A 21,343-nucleotide genomic window follows, 5' to 3' on the forward strand; every position below is an offset into this window, starting at 1 on the left:
GGCGAGATCGATACGATCGGCGGCGGAGGCCGCTACAATGGGCTTGTGGAAAGCATCGGCGGACCGGATCAGCCGGGCGTCGGTCTCGGTCTTGGCCTGGAGCGCACAGTGATGCTGCTCGAGAATCAGCAAGCCGATTGGGGCGACCTGAGCCGCGTTGACGTTTATCTCGTCGGCTTGGGCGAAGCGGCGGAGCGGGAGACGGTCAAGTTGCTGCAGCAGTTGCGCAATCGGGGCATAGCCGCCGAGCGGGATTATTTGGGTCGGAAAATGAAAGCCCAGATGAAGTCGGCCGACCGGTACCGGGTACGGTTCACGGCGATTCTCGGCGAAGACGAACTCGCGAAGGGCGAAATTACGCTTAAAGATATGTCGAACGGCGAGCAGCGGCAGGTTTCACTGACCGGGCTTGCGGATGAAATTTTGGCCTCATCGCAACCATAGGGAACGAGAGACGAAAGGAAGGAATACAATTATGATGTTGAAAACACACCAATGCGGCAAACTGACGAAAGCCGATGTCGGCACGACCGTCACACTGAACGGCTGGGTGCAGCGGAGACGCGATCTTGGCGGCGTCCTGTTTATCGATCTGCGCGACCGCACCGGAATCGTACAAACCGTGTTCAACCCCGACTTCTCCGGGGAAGCGCTGCAAGTGGCGGACCGCGCCCGCAGCGAATATGTGCTTGCCGTGAAAGGCGAGGTTGTCCTGCGCGATGCCGAGACGGTGAATCAGAACCTCGATACCGGCGAGATCGAAGTGCGCGTAAAGGAAATTGAAATCATGAACGCCGCCAAGACACCTCCGTTCCCGATTGAAGACGGGGTTGACGTGGACGAGTCGCTTCGCCTGAAATACCGGTACCTGGACCTGCGCCGTCCGGAGATGCAGCGCACGCTGTTGCTCCGTTCCAAAGCCGCCAAGGTGTTCCGCGACTTCCTGGACGGCGAAGGCTTCATCGATGTCGAAACGCCGATTTTGACGAAAAGCACGCCGGAGGGCGCGCGCGATTACCTCGTGCCGAGCCGTGTGCATCCGGAGGAATTTTTTGCGCTGCCGCAATCGCCGCAAATTTTCAAGCAGCTGCTGATGGTCGGCGGCCTGGAGCGCTACTATCAAATCGCCCGCTGCTTCCGCGACGAGGACCTGCGCGCAGACCGTCAGCCGGAGTTCACCCAGGTGGACATCGAGACGTCGTTCCTGTCGCAGGACCAGCTGCTCGAGCTGATGGAGTCGCTCGTCAAACGCCTGTTCAGCGAGACGGTCGGCGCGGACATCCCGACTCCGTTCCAGCGCATCACGTATGCCGACGCGATGAACAAGTACGGCTCGGACAAGCCGGACCTGCGCTTCGGCCTGGAGATGGAGGATATCACCGACATCGTCGCAACCAGCGATGTGAAGGTGTTCGCCACGGTAGCGGGCTCGGGCGGCGTCGTCAAGGCGCTCAACGCCAAAGGTTGCGCGAGCTGGAGCCGCAAGGAGCTGGACGACCTGCAGCCGTTCGCGTCCCGCTATGGCGGCAAAGGGCTGGCATGGGTCACCGTGAAGGAAGGCGAATGGCGCGGTCCGATCGTCAAGTTCTTCAAGCCGGAGGAGATTGCGGCGCTGACGGAACGGCTGGCCGCCGAGGAAGGCGACCTGCTGCTGTTCTCCGCCGACAAGAAAAAGGTCGTCGCCGACGTGCTCGGCAATCTGCGCCTGAAGGTCGGCCGGGAGCTCGGCCTGATCGACGAATCGGCGTTCAAATTCGCCTGGGTCGTCGACTTCCCGCTGCTTGGCTGGGACGAGGAAGCGAAGCGCTATGTGGCGGAGCATCATCCGTTTACGCGTCCGAACGAGGCAGACGTGGCCCTGTTTGACACCGATCCGGGCGCGATTCGCGCGCAGGCGTACGATCTCGTACTGAACGGCTACGAGGTAGGCGGCGGATCGATGCGGATCTACCAGCGTGAGGTGCAGGAGAAAATGTTCCAGGCACTCGGCTTCTCGCCGGAAGAAGCGCGTGAGAAATTCGGCTTCCTGCTCGATGCGTTCGAATTCGGGACGCCGCCGCACGGCGGCATCGCCTTCGGCTTCGACCGGCTCGTCATGCTGCTGACCGGACGGACGAACCTGCGCGAGACGATCGCCTTCCCTAAGACGGCGAACGCTACCGACCTGCTCACCGACGCCCCATCGCCGGTCGAGCCGTCGCAGCTCGAGCAGCTTCATATCCGCACCGTGCCGAAGCCGGCATCGAAGCCGGCTGCGCCGAGCGGAGCGCAGGCATAACGATTTCCCGCGAACAACCTTGAACCGGAAGGAGCGGATGAATATGCTGCATCAATTTTCACGCACAGAGCTTGCGATCGGCCCGGAGGGGCTGGATGTGATGAGGCGGAGCACGGTGGCCGTGCTCGGCGTCGGCGGCGTCGGCTCAATCGCGGCTGAAGCGCTGGCGCGTACGGGCATCGGACGCATCGTGCTGATCGACAAGGACGTAGTGGACATTACGAACGTGAACCGTCAGGTGATCGCGCTGACGACGACGGTCGGCCAGCCGAAGGCGGATCTCATGCGCGACCGGATCAAGCTGATCAATCCGGCGTGCGACGTCGTGTCCCTGCGCATGTTCTATACGGAGGAGACGTACGAGCAGCTGTTCGAATACGAGCTCGATTACGTCCTCGACGCCTCGGATACGATCAGCTACAAAATTCATCTGATCAAGCAGTGCCTGGAACGGAACATTCCGGTCATCTCCAGCATGGGCGCCGCCAACAAGATGGACCCGACGAAGTTTGTCGTTGCCGACATTTCCAAGACGCACACCGATCCGCTTGCCCGTGTCGTCCGGACGAAGCTGCGCAAGGACGGCATCCGCAGAGGTGTCAAGGTCGTGTTCTCCACGGAGACGCCGATGAAGCCGCGGGAAGACGTAACGCAGCGCATCGTGCCGGAAACCGCGCCTGAAATCCGCAAAGCGCAGCAGCCGCCGGCGAGCAACGCGTTCGTTCCTCCGGTTGCGGGACTCATCATGGTAAGCGTGGTCGTGCGCGACCTGCTCGCCGGCGGAGATGTCCAGGCGTGAACGAGGCGTCGGTAACAAAGCTGCTTCATTTTCGGGAGAGTGAACAATCGGATGGACTTATTCAGCTATCGCGAAGCGGAAGAGCCGCAGGCGCGGCTGCTCGCCGACAGGATGCGTCCCGAGACGCTTGACGACTATTTCGGACAAGAGCACATCGTAGGTCCCGGCAAGCTTTTGCGGAGGGCAATCGAAGGAGACCGGGTGTCGTCGATTCTCTTGTACGGACCGCCCGGTTGCGGCAAAACAACGCTTGCGCATATCATATCGAAAAAAACCGAGGGCGATTTCGTGCGTTTGAACGCGGTTGACGCATCGGTAAAGGATGTCAGGGAGGTCATCGAGCAGGCCAAATTGGCAAAAGCCTTATATGGCCGCAAGACGATTTTGTTTCTTGACGAGGTGCATCGTTTCAATACTTCGCGCCAGGATGCCCTGCTGCCTGCGGTGGAGCAGGGCATCATCATTTTCATCGGGGCGACGACCGAAAATCCGTTTCATCATGTCAACGGAGCGCTATTGTCGCGGTCGACGCTGTTTCAATTGGAGCCGCTGACCGGCGAGCATTCGCTCGAGGCGATGCGCCGCGCGCTGCATGACAAGGCACGGGGGCTCGGCTTTATGGATCTGCACGCCGATGAAGATGCGCTTCTCCATATTGCGAACATGGCGAACGGCGATATCCGCAGGGCACTTAACGCGCTCGAGCTTGCCGCCGTAACGACGCCGTCGCAGCCCGACGGCTCCGTGCGGATAACGCTTGCCGTCGCGGAGGAGTCGGTTCGCAAGCCGACTGTGCGCGCCGACGCATCCACGCAATACGACGTGCTGTCCGCCTTCCATAAAAGCGTGCGCGGCTCGAGCGATGCGGCGTTGTTCTGGTTCCTGTACGCGGTGGAGAAGCTCGGCATGGACCCGATGACCTTCCTTCGCCGGCTTATCGTGGCATGCAGCGAGGATATCGGCCTGGCCAACCCGCAGGCGATGGTGCAGGCGGTAACCGCGATGGACGCTTACCACAAGATCGGCTGGCCGGAAGCGAAATACAATATCGCCCAGGCGATTCTGTTCGCGGTGGAAAGCCCGAAATCGAACGCCGCCACCGGGGCGATCGGCCGCATAATGGATGCGATCGCAGCGAGCGGAACGATGGAGGTGCCGCTTCATTTGCGCGACGCGCATTACAGCGGCGCGGCCAAGCTCGGGCACGAGGGATACAAGTATCCGCATGATTATCCGGGCCATTTCGTAGACCAGCAGTATTTGCCGGATAAGCTGGACGGGCGGCATTTTTACGAGGCGTCGGGGCAGGGGATGGAAGAGAAAATCAGGACCAATCAGGCCGGCAGACGGCGCAAGCGCAAAATGTGACCCGAAGATGCATTAACGGCGAGCGATTCGGGTAAAAAGGTTTGAGTAAAGCAGTAAAAGGTTCATAAAGGTCAACCCTTGCCGAATAAAGATCAATATAGCCCGAAAACGGAGGTTTACGTGCCGGGGCGCTATCGACTAAGCTTAAGATAAGATTATAAACATTATTTATAATTGAATTTATTCATAACCTAAAGGAGGTGCACTTGTCGCCGTACCAACCGCCCGGCGGTTCACGGAGACAGGGAATCGTTGAACGACAGTGACCCGTTACCCATATTGTTGAATTTGGTCTTGATTTTGTTGTTGGTGTTGGCGAACGGCTTTTTCGTAGCCGCGGAATTCGCGATGGTTCAGGTTCGCGGAGGCCGCATCAGTGCGTTGCTATTGGAGGGCCACAAGCGGGCCAGGTTAGCCGAGCATCTGACCAGCAACCTGGAAGCCTATATGTCTGCTTGCCGGCTCGGCATCACTCTCGCTTCGCTAGGTCTCGGATGGCTCGGCGCCCCCGCGTTTGCGAGTATGATTGAGCCGGGGCTGACGGGATCGGGTGTCGGAAACGAAGCCGTTGCGTACGCCATCGCATTTGTGGTCGCCTTTTTCCTTGTTGCGTTTCTGCACTTCGTAATAGGGGAGTTGGCGCCGAAGACGGTAGCGATCCGCAAGTCGGAGCGTATTGCGATGCTGACCGCCGCACCTCTTATCGCATTCTACAAAATCATGTATCCGTTCATCTGGTTTTTTAACGGCTCGGCCAATCGGCTGCTGAAGCTGTTCGGCGTCGCACCGGCTTCCGGGAACGAATCCGCCCATACGGAGGAAGAGATCCGAATTTTGATGAAGGAAAGCCATAAAAGCGGGTTGATCGACAACACCGAGCTGACGCTGGTGGACAACATCTTCGATTTTGCGGACACCACGGCCCGTGAAATCATGATCCCCCGCACGGAAATGAATTGCCTGTATACGAATCTTTCGTTCGAGGAGAATCGCAAGATCGCCCTGAACGAGATGCATACACGTTACGCGGTCTGCGACAACGATAAGGACAACATTATCGGATTCGTTCATATCAAGGACTTATTGAAGATCAGTCCCCAGGGACTGAGCAATATCCGCCAGATCACCCGTCCGATTACGACGGTGCCGGAATCGATGCAGATCAGTATGCTGCTGAAGCTGCTGCAGAAGAGAAAGACGCAAATCGCCGTTCTCATCGACGAGTACGGCGGCACAAGCGGCATGGTGACGCTGGAGGATATCATGGAGGAGATCGTCGGCGAGATCCAGGATGAATTCGACGAGGAGCGCGCGGATATCGAGCGCAAGGACGAACACACCTTCTCGATCAACGGACTGATGCTGATTGAGGAAGTGAACAGCTTTTTCGGTTTGGCAATCGACACCGACGACTATGACACGATCGGCGGGTATGTATACTCCCAGATCGAAATACCGCCTAAACGCGGTCAAGGCTTTTATTACAAGGACACGCATGAATTCGTCATCGAAGAGACCGACAATTTACGCATTTCCCGCATTACGGTTCGCGTGCGTCAGGCGCTGCGGGAGGACGAGGACCCGCTGATTCAGGAAGAAACCGGATAAGCGCGGCATAATGAAAATCCCGCAGCACGATTCGATCGTGCTGCGGGATTTGTGTGTTCTTATGCGGCTGTGTGTGAGCTTAACCCTGGACCGCTCCTGCAGCGAACACCGCCGGGTCGACCTTGCGGACGGCTTCAATCGTACCGCCGCCCATACAGACGTCGCCATCGTAGAATACGACCGCTTGCCCCGGCGTAACGGCTTTTTGCGGAGTGTCGAACACGACGTCGGCCGTCGTTCCTCCGTCAAGCAGCGTGACAGTGACCGCCTGGTCCGGCTGGCGGTAGCGGAACTTGGCCGTGCAGCGAATCGGGCCATCCGGAACGGCCGGAGCAATCCAATTGACACCGGCGGCGGTCAGGCCTTCGGAATACATGACGGGATGAGCCTCGCCCTGCACAACCAGCAGCTCATTGCGCGCCAAATCCTTATCCGCGACGAACCACGGCTCCCCCGTACCCGAGCCGCCGATGCCGAGCCCCTGACGCTGCCCCAGCGTATAATACATCAGGCCGTCGTGGCGTCCTTTCACTTCGCCGGTCCGGACATCGATCATGCTGCCCGGCTGCGCCGGCAAATACTGGCTCAGAAACTCCTTGAAGTTGCGTTCCCCGATAAAGCAAACGCCGGTGCTGTCCTTTTTCTTCGCGGTGGCAAGCCCGGCTTCCGCCGCGATGCGCCGCACTTCGGACTTCGGCAGATCGCCAATCGGGAACATCGCTTTGGCGAGCTGATCCTGGCGAAGCGCGTGCAGGAAGTACGTCTGGTCCTTGTTGGCGTCGACGCCCCGCAGCAGGCGCGTGCCGCTGCCGGTGCGCTCGACGCGCGCGTAATGGCCGGTCGCCAGGAAGTCGGCGCCCAGATCCGTCGCTTTTTTGAGGAAATCCCCGAATTTGATCTCGCGGTTGCACATGACGTCCGGATTCGGCGTCCTTCCGCGCTTGTATTCATCGAGAAAATAGGTGAACACTTTATCGAAATACTGCCGCTCGAAATTGACCGTATAATAAGGGATGCCGATTTGCGCGCAGACGCGGCGTACGTCTTCCGCGTCCTCCTCGGCCGTGCAATGGCCGAATTCGTCGGTATCGTCCCAATTTTTCATGAAGATGCCGATGACGTCATAGCCTTGCTGCTTGAGCAGCAGCGCCGTCACCGAGGAGTCCACGCCGCCGGACATGCCGACGACCACCCGGACCGAACTGTTCGATCCGCTCATACTTACCACCACCCGTTTAAGCTTCAGTCATACGCTCCTTCGACAATCACCGAAATGCGTATCTCGTTTATTGTAACACGAACCGTCCGCTTTTTCACGAAAAGGGCGCCGGTAACCGGCAAGCGGCTCGCGGACTTCAGCGGCTTGGTTGCCGGCCGGCGGCCGAACGGACGGGTTGGCGGAATTCCGCAGAAGTTTTTTCATCAACATGTCAAACCTTTTTGTCCATAATGGCGAGTGATATGTTAACATAGATGTATTATGGGAATACAATGATTTAAGGACACGGCTTACAGAGAGGTGCCAAGATGAAAATTTCGACCAAGGGCCGTTACGGCTTGACGATTATGATGGAGCTCGCCGCCCAATACGGGGAAGGTCCGTTGTCGCTGAAAAGCATCGCCGAACGGAACCAGCTTTCGGAGCACTATTTGGAGCAGCTTGTCGCACCGCTCAGGAATGGGGGGCTCGTCAAAAGCGTCCGGGGCGCATACGGCGGGTACATTCTCTCGAAGGAACCGGCATCCATTACATCCGGCGATATCATCCGCATATTGGAGGGTCCGATCTCGCCGGTCGATTTCACCGAAGAGGACGACCCGGCGAAGCGGGATTTATGGCTGCGTATCCGGGATAGCATCGCCGGCGTGCTTGATTCAACGACTTTGGCCGACTTGATCTCCTATAAAGATGAACGCGAAGTAGACAGCTATATGTTCTACATCTGAGGGAAAAGCTTATGACACGTATATATCTGGATCATGCCGCTACCACGCCGCTTCATCCGCTGGTAGCCGAAGCCATGTTGGCGGTCATGCAGGGCGGACCGGGCAACGCTTCAAGTGTACACGCATACGGCCGTGCGGCCAAGGAGCGCCTAAGTGCCGCTCGCGACGGCATCGCGGACCGGCTAGGCTGCAAGCCGGCGGAGTTTATGTTCACGTCGGGCGGAACCGAAAGCGACAACAGTGCGATGATCGGTTCCGTCCGCGCGCTGGCCAAGCGGGGCAAGCGCCATATCGTCATCTCCGCCGTGGAGCATCACGCAGTTCTGCATACGGCAGCCGCATTGGAGAGGGAGGGATGCTCCGTAACGGTGCTGCCGGTTGACGAGACCGGAGCCATTGAGCTTTCCACGGTTGAAGCGGCGCTGACGCCGGAAACGGCGCTCATCAGCATCATGTGGGGCAACAACGAGGTCGGGACGCTTCAGCCGGTCGAAGCGATCGGCGAGCTGGCGCGCCGCTGCGGCGTTCTTTACCACGTCGATGCGGTGCAGGCGCTAGGTTTCCTGCCGATGAAGCTTTCGCGGCTTCCGGTCGATCTCATGAGCTTCTCCGCCCATAAAATCAACGGCCCGCAGGGGGTCGGCGGGCTTTATGTGGCGTCAGGCACGCCGTTTGAGCCGTATTTGCACGGCGGCTCCCAGGAGCGCAAGCGCCGGGCGGGCACGGAGAACGTGGCCGGGATAACCGGCTTCGCCAAGGCGATCGAGCTCGCAACCGCCGACGGCGGGAGCCGAACGGCTGCGGTCCGCTCGCTCCGCGACGGATTCGAATCGCAGCTGATCGAGCTGCTCGGCCCGCAGCGGGCCGTGGTCAACGGCGACCCCGCGAACCGGCTTCCGCATATCTCGAACATCAGCTTGATCGGCGCCGATACGGAAACGCTATTGATGAGGCTTGACCTGGAAGGGATAGCGGCCGCAAGCGGCTCCGCGTGTACGTCGGGCGCCCTGGAGAGGTCCCATGTGCTGCAAGCGATGGGGCTTTCCGAGGACCGTCTGGCGTCGGCGGTAAGATTCAGCTTCGGATTGGGGAATACTGCGGAGGAAATCGCAGCGGCGGCGCAAAAAGTTGCAACCGTTGCGGAACGAATTCGTAATAATTCCTAGGAGGCTTTCCGGCATGTATAAGCTGCAGAGCATGATCGGTCTCCCCGTCATCGACGCCCGCACCGGCCGGTCGGCCGGCAAGGTGCTTGATGTGTGGTTCGATGAGCATTGGTCGCCGTCCGGCATCGTCCTGAAGGCTCGGAGATGGTGGCTGTCCACCTTCTACGAGGCCGTTCGTTGGGAGCATGTACAGGCCTGCGGCAAGGACGTCGTCCTGATCAGCGGCAAGGAAGCGGTATGCCGGCTCAAGTCGGCAGAGGTCGGACGCGCTTTCCACACGGGACTGGTCCGCATGAAGGATTTGCCCGTCGTAACGGAAGAAGGCCGCCAGCTCGGCCGCGTGTCGGATGTTTATTTTCAGGAAAATTCGGGTACACCAATACTAGGTTTTGAATTAACGGATGGTTTTGTCTCGGATCTGTTGGAAGGGCGCAAGTGGCTCAGAGCCCCCGGCGAGCCCGTTCAAGTGACGCTTGGCGATGACGCGATTGTCGTCCCGGCCCGCTGTGAAGAAGACCTGGAGAAAATCGTCACGGAAACGGAAAGATAGGGAGAAATGGATCATGATGAGATGCCCCAACTGCAACTCGAAAGATATCGGAAAAATCGGCTCGCACCAATTTTACTGCTGGGGCTGTTTCATTGAACTGACCGTCAACGGGGACAAAATGTCGGTCTTCCAAGTAGAGGAAGACGGCACGCTTAGCTCATTGGACGATCTATTCTTCGAGGAGCAGCCGATCGCACAGATGCACGCGAACTGACTCACAAACGTTTAAAAGAGAAGACAGCCGGCGGTGACGGCTGTCTTTTCTGTATGGATTTTGGCGGTCCGGTTTACTTTGTCCACCCGGTACATATAATGTACTGGAACAAGCTGCGGTTGCGTCAAGCGGCCGAACGGATGAAGGGGTGGACGCCGTTATGGAGAAATGGACGAACAGCCGGCTGTTCACCGGCCTGGTCTATTCGATACTTGCGCTGCTTGCGCTTTTTCTGCTGCTGCAGTTGAAGCCGGTCATCTCGAACGTATACGATTTTCTGAAGACGGTGCTCGCTCCGTTTCTGATCGCCATGATCATCTCCTACGTATTAAACCCGATCGTCACGATGTTGGCGGCCCGCAGGGTGCCCCGGTCGGTTGCCGTGCTGCTTATATACGCGTTGTTCGCCGCGGCGGTCACGGTCGTGCTGATGAACATCATACCGATGTTCGTGCTTCAGATGGCGGAGCTCAACGCGCATGCGCCGGAGTTGACGATGCGCGCGCAGAGCCTGATGGACGATCTGAACAACAACTCCTTTCTGCCGCAGAGCATCCGCAAAGGGCTGACGCACTCGTTATACGAAGCGGAAAAAAAGCTGTATGACGCGGCATTCGCCTTCGTCAACAACATCGGGGCCATGCTGAACGTCGTGTTCGTCGCGTTCATCATTCCTTTTCTGGCGTTTTATATCCTTAAAGATTTCGATGCCTTCGAGCGCGCAGTCATCGCATACGTGCCCAGGGCGCACCGGCAAAGCACCGTTCGCCTATTCAAGGACATCGACGAGGCGCTCGGCAATTATATCCGCGGGCAGTTTATTGTGTGCGTGCTGGTCGGGCTGCTGGCGTATCTCGGCTATTGGGCGATCGGGCTGCCGTATCCCCTGCTGCTGGCCGGAATCGTGGGTATCACGAATGTCATCCCCTATCTTGGTCCGTTTATCGGCGCGGCGCCGGCGCTGATCGTGGCATCCACCGTATCGGTGAAAATGATGCTGCTCGTCGCGGCCGTCAATATGGCCTGCCAAATCATCGAAGGCAACATTATTTCGCCGCAGGTGGTGGGACGCACGCTGCACATGCATCCGTTGACGATTATTTTCGTGCTGCTCGTCGGCGGGCAATTGGCCGGGCTGGTCGGGATGATTCTGGCGGTGCCGATTTTCGCCGCAGTGAAGGTCGTTTTGCAGCATTTGTTCGCTTACTGGATTAGGCGGAAGACGATTTGACAGGGTGGGACGTTGCCGATATACTTTGAAGGAAGAATGCCCGATAGCAGGAAAGCGTTGAGGAAACAGGAGTAAGCCGCAGCCCGCCGACAGAGAAGGAATTCCCCCCGATTGACGCAGACCGTCACGCACGGATCGGCTCAGCCGGGGTGGCTGGAAGAATTCCATGGCGCCGGAACGGCCGAATGCTGGTTTCCGAGTGTGGATGATCTCCGCCGGGTGGACCCGTTATCGTCCATCGAGGCGACCGGACCGATCAGGCACCGGTAACCAGGGTGGTACCGCGAATTCGATTCGTCCCTGCAATTATGCATGGGCGTTTTTTTCATTTTTTCAGTATACTGGAGGAATCGACGTTATGAAAGCAAGTGAAATCCGTTCCAAATGGCTGGCGTTTTTCGAGAGCAAAGGCCACAACATCGAGCCGAGTGCTTCGCTTGTGCCGCACAACGATCCGTCCCTGCTGTGGATCAACGCCGGCATGGCGCCGCTCAAGGCTTATTTCGACGGGCGCGTCAAGCCGGACAATCCGCGCATCGCCAACTCGCAGAAATGCATACGTACGAACGATATTGAGAACGTTGGCAAAACGCGCCGGCACCACACGTTTTTTGAGATGCTCGGCAACTTCTCGATCGGCGACTATTTCAAGGAGGAGGCCATCACCTGGGCGTGGGAGTTTCTGACGGCCCCGGAGTGGATCGGTTTCGATCCGAATCGCCTGTCGGTGACGATTCATCCGGAGGACGAGGAGGCGTTCGAATACTGGCACAATAAAATCGGGCTGCCTGCCGAGCGGATCTATAGGCTGGAGGAGAACTTCTGGGACATCGGCGAGGGTCCATGCGGACCTTGCACGGAAATTTTTTATGACCGCGGCGACAAATACGGCGACCTGTCGGATCCCGAATGCTGGCCCGGCGGGGAAAATGAGCGTTTCCTCGAAGTATGGAACCTTGTGTTCTCGCAATATAATCATAATAAGGACGGCAGCTATACGCCGCTGCCGAACAAAAATATCGATACCGGCGCGGGACTCGAGCGGTTTGCCTCGATTTTGCAGGATGTTGATTCGAACTTCGACACCGATCTGTTCGTTCCGATCATCGACCGGACGTGCGAGATTGCCGGCGTGCGCTATCGCGACAACGACGAGACGGATGTCGCGCTCAAAGTGATCGCCGACCATATCCGCACGGTCGCGTTCTCCGTCGGCGACGGCGTGCTGCCGTCGAACGAGGGAAGGGGCTACGTCATCCGGCGCCTGCTCCGCCGCGCCGTCCGCTACGGGAAGAAGCTCGGCGTGGGCCGGCCGTTCCTGTACGGACTGACCTCGGTGGTCGGCGATGTGATGGCCGTGCACTACCCCGAAGTCGTGGAGAAGCGCGAGTTCATCGAGCGGGTTATTCGCACGGAGGAGGAGCGTTTCCATGAAACGCTGTCGGACGGGCTTGCCATCCTGGCGACGCTTGTTGAAGGCGCCCGTGCGGAAGGCCGCACGGAGATCGGCGGAGAAGACGCGTTCAAGCTGTACGACACGTACGGATTCCCGTTCGATCTGACCGAGGATTATGCGGCGGAGAACGGGCTGGCGGTCGACCGCGCCGGGTTCGACGCGGCCATGGAAGCGCAGCGGGAGCGTGCGCGGGCGGCGCGTCAGGACGGCGGAAGCATGAAGACGCAGGGCGGACCGCTTGGCGAATATACGGCAGCCAGCGAGTTCGTTGGGTACACGGAGTTGACCGTGCAGGCGAAGGTAGCGGCGATTTTCCTGAATGACGAACTGGTCGACCTGGCCGGGGAGGGCAGCGAATGTCTCGTTATCCTCGACCGTACGCCGTTCTATGCCGAAAGCGGCGGACAGGTCAGCGACCACGGCACACTGACGGGCAAAAACGTCCGCGCCGAAGTGACGGATGTGTCCAAGGCGCCGCACGGCCAGCATGTGCACCTGCTCACCGTCGTCTCCGGCACGCTGCGCGTGGGCGAGACGGTGGAAGCGGCTGTGTCCCGCACGAAGCGCGAGGATATTATTAAAAATCATACGGCAACCCATCTGCTGCACAAAGCGCTGAAGGAAGTGCTGGGCAGCCATGTCAACCAGGCGGGATCGCTTGTGGAGCCCGAGCGCCTTCGTTTCGACTTCTCGCATTTCGGCGGCATTACGGCCGATGAGCTGGCCGAGGTCGAACGGCGGGTCAACGAGCAGATCTGGCTCGGGACGCCGCTGAAAATCGAGTGGAAAGCCCTCTCGGAAGCGAAAATGATGGGTGCGATGGCGCTGTTCGGCGAGAAGTACGGCGATACGGTGCGCGTCGTGCAGGTCGGCGACTACAGCCTGGAGCTCTGCGGAGGCTGCCACGTCGAGAGCACCGCGCAGATCGGCTTGTTCAAGCTGATCGGCGAGAGCGGCATCGGCTCCGGCGTCCGCCGGATCGAAGCGCTGACCGGCCGCCACGCCTATGCGTATATGGACGGACAGCTGGAACTGCTGAAGCAGGCGGCCGGCGCCTTGAAGTCCAACGTCGCGGACGTGCCGAAGCGGATTGACGCTTTGTTCGCGCAGGTGAAGGAGCTGTCCCGCGAGAATGAATCGCTTCAGGCGAAGCTGGGACGGATCGAAGCCGGCTCGCTCGAGTCGAAGGCGAAGACCGAGGGCGGCGTCACGGTGCTGGCGTCGGCTGTGGCCGCCGGAGGCGGCATGGAGGCGCTGCGCGGTATCGCCGACGAGCTGAAGGGCAAGCTGGACAGCGCGGTCATCGCGCTCGGCGCGGTGGACGGAGACAAGGTCAATCTCGTCGTCAGCGTCTCGTCGGATCTCGTGGAAAAGGGCATTCATGCCGGGAAATTGATCAAGGAAGCGGCTGCGGTGTGCGGCGGCGGCGGCGGCGGGCGTCCGGATATGGCGCAGGCCGGCGGCAAAGATCCGTCGAAGCTCGAAGAAGCGCTGCAATTGGTGGAGGAACTGGTTCTTTCACAAGCAAATGTGATATGATGGAAGTATGAATTTTTGCTTGACCCCGAAAGGTAGGTGCTGGTGATGAGTTCCATGGACAAGACGATGAAGTTCGATGTCAAGGCGGACGAAATGGAGACGTCATCCCAAGACATTTTGCTGACGGTGTATGACGCGCTGGTGGATAAGGAATATAATCCGATCAACCAGATCGTCGGCTATCTGCTGTCGGGTGATCCGGCGTACATCCCGCGTCACAACAACGCGAGAAGCCTGATCCGCAAGAAGGAGCGGGACGAATTGATCGAGGAGCTTGTTCGTTCCTATCTGAGTCAGCACAGAACGTAAGAGCAAACTGTTAGGAAATGAGGGCGGCCGGCCAATGCGACTGATGGGATTGGATTACGGCGACCGCCGGATCGGCGTTGCCGTAAGCGACCCGTTCGGATGGACGGCTCAAGGCGTCGGCGTTGTCGAGACAAGGCGAGACGGAGGCGAGTTGGATATCATCGCGGCTCTGGTTCGCGAGCACGAGGTCGGGGAAGTTGTCGTCGGTCTTCCGAAGAATATGAACGGAACGATCGGACCGCGTGGAGAAATTTGCATCGCATTTGCGCAAAATTTGCGCGAGAAACTAAACTTACCTGTTCACCTGTGGGATGAACGGCTGACCACCGTATCCGCAGAGCGCACGCTGCTCGAAGCGGACATCAGCCGTAAGAAGAGGAAGCAAGTGGTGGACAAAATGGCGGCGACGCTCATTTTGCAAAATTATCTCGACTCTAAAACGAAAAGGTGAGGGTAACGATGACAAAGGACGACATGCAGTTTGAAGAACCGGAAATTATTTATATTCCGGACGAGGACGGGAACGAGGAAGAGTTCGAGGTCATCATGAAATTCGAGGTCGACGGTTCCGACCAGAAGTACATGATGGTCGTTCCTCTGAATACCGACGGCGACGACGAGGAAACCGACGAGGTATACGCTTTTCGCTATGAGGAAGAAGGCGACGATTTGAAGCTCTACACCATTGACGACGAAGAAGAATGGAACATGGTGGAAGAGACGTTCAATACACTTCTGGGCGAGATGGAGAACAGCGACTGAAGACGGCCATCGGCGGCGGGTAAGGAGTGGTCCATATGGAAGGTCGAGGGATACCCCGGACGCTGGGCAGGCTGCGTGAAGCTTACGGCATCGATGTGGAGCTTCTGTCGGATGACGGCGAGACGGAATTATTCCGCATTCTGGCGGAATATCGGTTGAACGATTCCGTCTACGCGGCGCTACAGAGTGCCGCCATGCGGAAGGAAGACGAAGTGGCGTTCTTCCGCGTGCTGGAGCAGGATGACGGCAGGCTTGAGCTGGAGTCCATTGAGGATGAGGATGAATGGGAAACGGCTGCGGAAGGCTATGATGAGCTGCTCTTCGAGAGCGGCGGTGACCGGTAAGCAGCCGAGCGATTATAGAATACGGCTTAAGGGGCGGGTTTTCCCGTCCCTTAAGGTTGTTCAGACGTTGGGAGTGGTATAGGATCATGCCGGATCGTTTGCAGGCCGACGGACAAGCATTAAGCGGAGGGCCGCCAGGTTCAAATAGCCGAGTTGCATTACGGGTGCTCCTTACGCTGCTGGCGCTGTTCCTTGCGGCGGCGGGCGTCGTCGCCCTCTTCGTGTGGAACGGGCTTCGTCCCGCTCCGGAGGGGGAGAAGGTTACCGTCGAGGTTGCGCGTGGCTCGTCGCCGTTCAAGGTGGCGGATCTGCTGAAGGAGAAAGGCGTTATTCGCAATGCTTTCTTTTTTAAATATTATTTGCGTTACCGCAAGGAAGGATCGGGTTTTCAGGCCGGCCAGTACGAGCTGACGCCGGGGATGACCCATGACGCGATCATTGCGAAGTTGAACGCGGGCGATACGGTCAAAGCCGAGACGATCCGCTTCACGATTCCCGAAGGATTCACGGTGAAGCAGATCGCCGACAAGCTGAAGGCCGAATCGCTGATCGACGAAGCCGAGTTTCTGAAGCTTGCCGACAATCCGAAGGCCTTTCCGTGGCAGGGCGCAATGGGCGGCATTCCGAAGGACGCGGATATTCGGCATCGCATGGAAGGCTATTTATTTCCAGAGACGTACGAGATGGACAAGAATAGCACGGAAAAGGACATTCTGACCCGGATGCTGGACGAGCTGGACAACAAGCTGTCGCAGCTGCCGGAGGGATGGGAAGGGCGTCTGGAGAAGCTGGGCCTGACGTTTCATGAGATGATGACGATCGCATCGCTCGTTGAGCGCGAGGTCGTCGTCGACGAGGAGCGGCCTTTGGTGGCCGGCGTGATATACAATCGCCTCAAGGAGAAAATGCCGCTGCAGATCGATGCCACCGTTCAATATGCGCTGGACAAGCCCAAGGAACGGCTTTACGAGAAAGATCTGAAGGTGGAGAGCCCCTACAATACGTATCAAATTCCCGGCTTGCCGCCCGGCCCGATTGCCAGCCCGAGCCTAAGCTCCATTCGTGCGGCGCTGTATCCTGAGCCATCCGAGTATTTGTATTACGTCACGAAGAAGGACGGGACTCAGACGCATCTGTTCGCGCGGACCTACCGGGAGCATTTGAATAATATCACGAAAAGCAAACAAACTGCGGAAAGAGGAGGTAATACGGGTGGCGGCAACTAAGCGGACGGAGCTGCTTACTACGGCGGCCTCGATGGAGGAACTGCGGCGGCTGGCCGAAGCGGGAGCCGATGCTTTCGCCGTCGGGGAATCCCGCTATGCGGTGCGGATGGCCGGCGAGTTCGATCTCGGCATGATCCGGGAGGCCGTGGCGTTCGCGAAGCCTCGCGGCGTGCGGATCTATGCGGCCGTGAACAATCTGATCGACAACGCCCTGCTGCCCCAACTGCCGGCCTATCTTCGCGCGCTCGACGAGGCCGGCGTCGACGCCGTCATCTTCGGCGATCCAGCTGTTCTGGCCGTTGCAAGAAGCGAGGGGCTCACCATCGGACTGCATTGGAATGCCGAGATGACCTCCACGAACTATGCGACCGCCAATTACTGGGGGCGCAGAGGCGCGATGCGTGTCGTGCTGGCCCGCGAGCTGAATATGGAGCAGGTCATCGATTTCAAAGCGAATACGGGGCTTGAGGTGCAGGTTCAGGTGCACGGCATGACAAATATTTATCATTCCAAGCGGAGCCTTATCCACAGCTATGCGGAGCATCAGCAGCGTTCCGGCAAGGAAGCGGAACTGAAGGAGCATGCGGACGGTCGCGGCATGGAGAGCGGGCTGTATTTGATCGAGGTCGAGCGGCCGGATGAGCGCTTCCCGATCTATGAGGATGCGAACGGGACGCATATGATGAGCTCGGACGATATTTGCATGCTGGAGAGCTTGCATGAGCTGCTTGAGCCGGGCATCGATTCCGTCAAGATCGAGGGCCTGCTGAAGCCGACCGCTTATAACGAGGCAGTCGTTCGCGCGTACCGCGCCGTTATGGATGCCTATTACGCCGATCCGGAGGGCTACCGCTTCCGCGACGAATGGTTGGACCCGATTCGCGAGCTTCAGGATCCGCACCGTGAGTTGTCGTTCGGATTTTTTTACAAAGAGCAAGTGTATTGAACCTGTGTTAAACTTATGGATACGAAGAGGAGGTGAAGCCTCATGGCCACTTTAACGAAGCCGAAGCTGCAAGGAAAGCGGCACAGGCTTGCAAAGCCGGAGCTGCTGGCACCGGCGGGAAGCTTGGAAAAGCTGAAGTTCGCCGTTCATTACGGCGCGGATGCGGTATATATCGGAGGGCAGAAATACGGTCTCCGTTCGAACGCGGACAATTTCAGTTTCGAGGAAATGAAGGAAGGCGTCGAATTCGCGAACCGGTATGGCGCGAAGGTGTTCGTCGCTACCAATATATACGCCCACAATGAAGACATTGAAGGGCTGGAGGATTATTTGCGGTCGCTTGAGGAAGCTGGCATCGCCGCAATCATCGCGGCGGATCCCGCGGTTATCGAGACGGCCCAGCGCGTGGCGCCCGGGCTTGAGGTCCACTTGAGCACCCAGCAGTCGACGCTCAACTGGCAGGCGGTCAAGTTCTGGAAGGACGAAGGTTTGCCGCGCGTCGTGCTGGCCCGCGAGACGAGCCTGGAGGAAATTGCCGAGATCAAGTTGCATGTCGATATCGAGATCGAAGCGTTCGTGCACGGGGCAATGTGCTCGTCGTTCTCGGGAAGATGCGTATTGTCCAACCATTTCACGGACCGCGACTCGAACCGCGGCGGCTGCTGCCAGTCTTGCCGCTGGAAATACGATCTGTTCGTGGATGAGGGCGCTCCCGCCTATGCGCCGGAGGATGACAAATTCACGATGGGCTCCAAGGATTTGTGCATGATCGAGCATCTGCCCGGCCTGATTGAGGTCGGCGTCGACAGCTTTAAAATCGAAGGCCGCATGAAGAGCCTCCATTATGTCGCGACAGTCGTGGGCGTTTACCGGCAGGCCATCGATGCTTATTTCGCCGATCCGGAGGGGTATGAGTTGAAACCGCAGTGGCTGGAGGAGATTAACAAGGCGGCAAACCGTCCGCTTAACACCGGTTTTTTCTTCGACACGCCTGGTGCGGAGGATCATATTTACGAACCGGAGGACAAAGCCGCGCCTTATGATTTCGCCGGAGTGGTGATGGCCTATGACGAGTCGACCGGTGTGGCGACGATTCAACAGCGCAACCATTTCAAGCCCGGACAGGAGGTCGAATTCGTTGGCCCGAACGGTACGTTTTTTAAGCAAACCGTGGGAGACCTGACGGACGAAGCGGGCCTGGCGCTGGATGCGGCACGGCATCCACTGCAGCTGATCCGCATGCGGACCGGGCAGTCGGTGAAGCCGATGGATATGATGCGTAAGCGAACCGTTAAATAATGGCGATTGGCCGGCAGCAATGGACAGAAAGGGCTTCCCGAGCGGGCAATGTCATTAAGTTAACCTGAAAGACTAAACTGGAATTAAAAATGAAATCCGAAACGGCATGGGAAAAAGCCCTGTGCCGTTTGTTTTTTTGTGCAAGCAAGGAAAAAAGGGTACAGCAAACAAACGGATGGAATATCCGCTAAAAAAATGGTCACGAATTATGCTACTCTGTAGACGAAGCTAACAGCTAACCGTTTCAAAGGGCAGCTTTTTCTTTCGGGTAAAATCTTTTTCAGGGTATTTGACATAAGGTGCTGGTGCGGCTGACATTTCTCGTATGAGAGATGTCAGCGTTTCTTTTAGCGAATTCGCGTACTCATTCATTGACGTAACCTCCTTGTTTTTCAAGGGGCTTCGCCACACACTTCCAACTGCTTGTCAAGTTCTATTTCTATTTTTTGCACAAAAAAAGAGCGGGCTATCTCTTCGATAACCTGCTCTTTTTCTTGATTTTTGGCCTTGCGCCTTATCTTAATGACATTGCCCGAGAGGGGGGCCCTTTCTTTGCGGTACGCCCAGCATGGGCGTTATCTGTAGGTTGGGGTGTAAATTAATGCTGCTATTCCCTAATGCAAAACCGGGAAATTACCGATATATAAAAAGGCCGATAGGAAAATCGTTACAGTCATCAAGCGGAATCATGAAGGATTTGGAAGAAATATGTCGAATAGTTTCGTGATCAATTTATTTCACCATCGGCGATAGGGACACAGTTCCCGACTCGCCCCGCAGTCTGCTTTTACCTAACAATGAACCAGGCGGTGTAATGACATGAAATGGACGGACAAGTTGAGACACGGCAAAGACGGATCGCAAATGAAAACGCGAACATTATGGAGCGGTGTGAAAAGGGCGCTTCAAACTTCCTCGGGGGGGCTGAAGGGCGTCGGCAATGCAGTGGGCAGAACGAACGTTACCCGTTCGGTCGGTCTCAAGCTGTTCTTGATCATATTCAGCAGCATTCTGGTCTGCGTGCTTTCCATCGGCCTGTACTCCTATTCTGTGTCGAAAGACATTATAAAGAAAAAGGTATCCCAGGCGAGCCAGGAAACGATTACGCAAGCGGCGAGTAAGCTTGATTTAATGTTTGCCAATTATGAGGCTTTGACGATGCAGATATTGGTCGACAACAATTTGCAGTCTTTAGCGCTGGATCTGTCGCGCGGTGGCTTGGACGATTACGAGCAATTCAAGAGTCTAGAAGAAATAGATAGATTATTCCAATCCTTCCTGCTTAGCAACAGCCGCACGATATACGGCGGTGCCATGCTGCCGTTGGCCGATTATCTGCAGCCTATAACATCCGGGAACAGCCAGCTGAATGCCGGCGAAGTCAAGGAAACGGACTGGTATAAAAAGGCGATTGAATCCAAGGAGCGCCCGTATTGGATTCCGACACAGCTTACGGGTTTGAACGGAAAGCAAGCAAAGCCTACGTTCGGCCTGACCCGGCTAATCAAGTCGATCAATACCGGGGATCCCTTGTATCTGCTGGTGCTGGAGTTCGATTATCGTGTTCTGAGCGAGCAAGTGGGCAACATTTCGCTGGGCAAAAACAGCGACCTATATATCGTGAATCCGAACGGTGACACCCTCTATGCGATGGAGCAGTCTGAGATAGGCCGTAAGATGGACATGCTTCCGGTTAATAAACCGTCGGGCTCGTTTACGACAAATCATAAAGAGAAGCAATCGTTGGGCGTCTATCAGCAATTCGACCAGTTGGATTGGCGCTTAATGGGGATGATACCGGTCGATACGCTGGTAGAGGACGCTAAAGAAATTCGGAACCTGACCTGGATCACAGCCATTTTCGCAGGACTGCTGGCAATCGGCATCGGCTATGTCGTCATTCGTATGATCGCCGTGCCGCTCGGACAGCTGCGCAATTTGATGAACGAGGGAGAGAAAGGCAATCTGTCCGTTCGTTCCTCCATCAGAAAGCATGATGAAATCGGACAATTGGCCCAAAGCTTTAATCAAATGATGGAGCAGATCACCTCGCTGGTGGACCAAACGAACCGCTCGGCGCAAGAGGTGCTGCATACGGCGGCCGACCTGTCCGATGCCTCCAAAAAGACGGCCGTGTCGGCTAAGGAAATCGCCGTCGCCACGGAGGAAATCGCAAACGGCGCAACGAGCTTGGCGGTGGAAGCCGAAAAGGGCAGCGACCTTACGGAAAACATGGGTGCCCGGATGACGAATGTAAACGAAGCCGGCGGACAGATGGCCTATTCTGCCTCCGAGGTCGAG

General features: G+C 57.5%; 21 protein-coding genes. 19 read left to right on the forward strand and 2 right to left on the reverse strand.

Annotated elements, in window-relative coordinates; genetic code table 11:
* The 5 genes from BG52_RS03580 to BG52_RS03600 form a co-directional block, all read left to right on the forward strand.
* Positions 1 to 444: His/Gly/Thr/Pro-type tRNA ligase C-terminal domain-containing protein (locus BG52_RS03580; protein ID WP_036666839.1), on the forward strand; the 444-nt coding region annotated here is incomplete at its 5' end.
* 31 nt (positions 445 to 475) lie between these two features.
* Positions 476 to 2,278 carry an aspartate--tRNA ligase gene (gene aspS / locus BG52_RS03585; protein ID WP_036666841.1) on the forward strand — a complete coding sequence of 601 codons (1,803 nt, stop codon included), beginning with the start codon at positions 476 to 478 and terminating at the stop codon, positions 2,276 to 2,278.
* 43 nt (positions 2,279 to 2,321) lie between these two features.
* A complete protein-coding gene (locus BG52_RS03590; RefSeq protein WP_036581769.1) occupies positions 2,322 to 3,077 on the forward strand; it encodes a tRNA threonylcarbamoyladenosine dehydratase in 756 nt (251 codons plus the stop codon).
* 51 nt (positions 3,078 to 3,128) lie between these two features.
* A complete protein-coding gene (locus tag BG52_RS03595; protein ID WP_036581766.1) occupies positions 3,129 to 4,445 on the forward strand; it encodes a replication-associated recombination protein A in 1,317 nt (438 codons plus the stop codon).
* A gap of 252 nt (positions 4,446 to 4,697) precedes the next feature.
* Complete coding sequence (locus BG52_RS03600) at positions 4,698 to 6,053, forward strand: hemolysin family protein (RefSeq protein WP_223298908.1); 1,356 nt, start codon at positions 4,698 to 4,700, stop codon at positions 6,051 to 6,053.
* A 79-nt stretch (positions 6,054 to 6,132) separates the two neighbouring features.
* Here the strand turns inward: BG52_RS03600 and mnmA are convergent, their stop codons facing one another.
* Positions 6,133 to 7,272 (reverse strand): tRNA 2-thiouridine(34) synthase MnmA, encoded by a 1,140-nt coding sequence (gene mnmA, locus BG52_RS03605; protein WP_036581763.1) that lies wholly within the window; start codon positions 7,270 to 7,272, stop codon positions 6,133 to 6,135.
* A 308-nt stretch (positions 7,273 to 7,580) separates the two neighbouring features.
* Here mnmA and cymR point away from each other — a divergent pair, with 308 nt between their 5' ends.
* The 13 genes from cymR (at position 7,581) to BG52_RS03670 (ending at position 19,042) form a co-directional block, all read left to right on the forward strand.
* Positions 7,581 to 8,000, forward strand: a complete 420-nt coding sequence (cymR, locus tag BG52_RS03610) for a cysteine metabolism transcriptional regulator CymR (RefSeq protein ID WP_036581757.1) — start codon at positions 7,581 to 7,583, stop codon at positions 7,998 to 8,000.
* Between the two features lie 11 nt (positions 8,001 to 8,011).
* Positions 8,012 to 9,166 (forward strand): cysteine desulfurase family protein, encoded by a 1,155-nt coding sequence (locus BG52_RS03615; RefSeq protein WP_036581754.1) that lies wholly within the window; start codon positions 8,012 to 8,014, stop codon positions 9,164 to 9,166.
* Positions 9,167 to 9,179: 13 nt separating this feature from the next.
* Complete coding sequence (locus tag BG52_RS03620; RefSeq protein ID WP_036581752.1) at positions 9,180 to 9,716, forward strand: PRC-barrel domain-containing protein; 537 nt, start codon at positions 9,180 to 9,182, stop codon at positions 9,714 to 9,716.
* A 13-nt stretch (positions 9,717 to 9,729) separates the two neighbouring features.
* Positions 9,730 to 9,930 carry a hypothetical protein gene (locus BG52_RS03625; protein WP_036581750.1) on the forward strand — a complete coding sequence of 67 codons (201 nt, stop codon included), beginning with the start codon at positions 9,730 to 9,732 and terminating at the stop codon, positions 9,928 to 9,930.
* A 160-nt stretch (positions 9,931 to 10,090) separates the two neighbouring features.
* Positions 10,091 to 11,161 carry an AI-2E family transporter gene (locus tag BG52_RS03630; protein ID WP_036581747.1) on the forward strand — a complete coding sequence of 357 codons (1,071 nt, stop codon included), beginning with the start codon at positions 10,091 to 10,093 and terminating at the stop codon, positions 11,159 to 11,161.
* Positions 11,162 to 11,519: 358 nt separating this feature from the next.
* Positions 11,520 to 14,156, forward strand: a complete 2,637-nt coding sequence (alaS, locus tag BG52_RS03635) for an alanine--tRNA ligase (protein WP_036666843.1) — start codon at positions 11,520 to 11,522, stop codon at positions 14,154 to 14,156.
* A 45-nt stretch (positions 14,157 to 14,201) separates the two neighbouring features.
* Positions 14,202 to 14,465, forward strand: coding sequence for an IreB family regulatory phosphoprotein (locus BG52_RS03640; protein WP_036581742.1), 264 nt, complete (start codon positions 14,202 to 14,204; stop codon positions 14,463 to 14,465).
* A 34-nt stretch (positions 14,466 to 14,499) separates the two neighbouring features.
* Positions 14,500 to 14,916, forward strand: coding sequence for a Holliday junction resolvase RuvX (gene ruvX, locus BG52_RS03645; protein ID WP_036581739.1), 417 nt, complete (start codon positions 14,500 to 14,502; stop codon positions 14,914 to 14,916).
* 8 nt (positions 14,917 to 14,924) lie between these two features.
* On the forward strand, positions 14,925 to 15,227 hold the full coding sequence (locus BG52_RS03650) for a DUF1292 domain-containing protein (RefSeq protein WP_036581737.1): 303 nt from the start codon (positions 14,925 to 14,927) through the stop codon (positions 15,225 to 15,227).
* 35 nt (positions 15,228 to 15,262) lie between these two features.
* Entirely contained in the window at positions 15,263 to 15,571 is a 309-nt protein-coding gene (locus BG52_RS03655) for a DUF1292 domain-containing protein (RefSeq protein WP_036581735.1), read from the forward strand.
* A gap of 86 nt (positions 15,572 to 15,657) precedes the next feature.
* A complete protein-coding gene (gene mltG, locus BG52_RS03660; RefSeq protein ID WP_081793548.1) occupies positions 15,658 to 16,797 on the forward strand; it encodes an endolytic transglycosylase MltG in 1,140 nt (379 codons plus the stop codon).
* Positions 16,798 to 16,828: 31 nt separating this feature from the next.
* The gene (locus BG52_RS03665) at positions 16,829 to 17,743 is read left to right on the forward strand and encodes a peptidase U32 family protein (protein WP_051587765.1); all 915 of its coding nucleotides are present in this window, start codon (positions 16,829 to 16,831) and stop codon (positions 17,741 to 17,743) included.
* Between the two features lie 42 nt (positions 17,744 to 17,785).
* Positions 17,786 to 19,042, forward strand: coding sequence for a peptidase U32 family protein (locus tag BG52_RS03670; protein WP_036581727.1), 1,257 nt, complete (start codon positions 17,786 to 17,788; stop codon positions 19,040 to 19,042).
* Positions 19,043 to 19,270: 228 nt separating this feature from the next.
* On the opposite strand, the gene BG52_RS15915 is transcribed toward BG52_RS03670, so the two are convergent.
* Positions 19,271 to 19,414, reverse strand: coding sequence for a hypothetical protein (locus BG52_RS15915; RefSeq protein WP_190287452.1), 144 nt, complete (start codon positions 19,412 to 19,414; stop codon positions 19,271 to 19,273).
* A 447-nt stretch (positions 19,415 to 19,861) separates the two neighbouring features.
* Between BG52_RS15915 and BG52_RS03675 the strand changes: the two genes are divergently transcribed.
* A partial coding sequence (locus BG52_RS03675) for a methyl-accepting chemotaxis protein (protein WP_036666844.1) occupies positions 19,862 to 21,343 on the forward strand: 1,482 nt, incomplete at its 3' end.

The organism is Paenibacillus darwinianus (genome assembly GCF_000598065.1).
GTDB classification, from domain to species: domain Bacteria; phylum Bacillota; class Bacilli; order Paenibacillales; family Paenibacillaceae; genus Paenibacillus_I; species Paenibacillus_I darwinianus.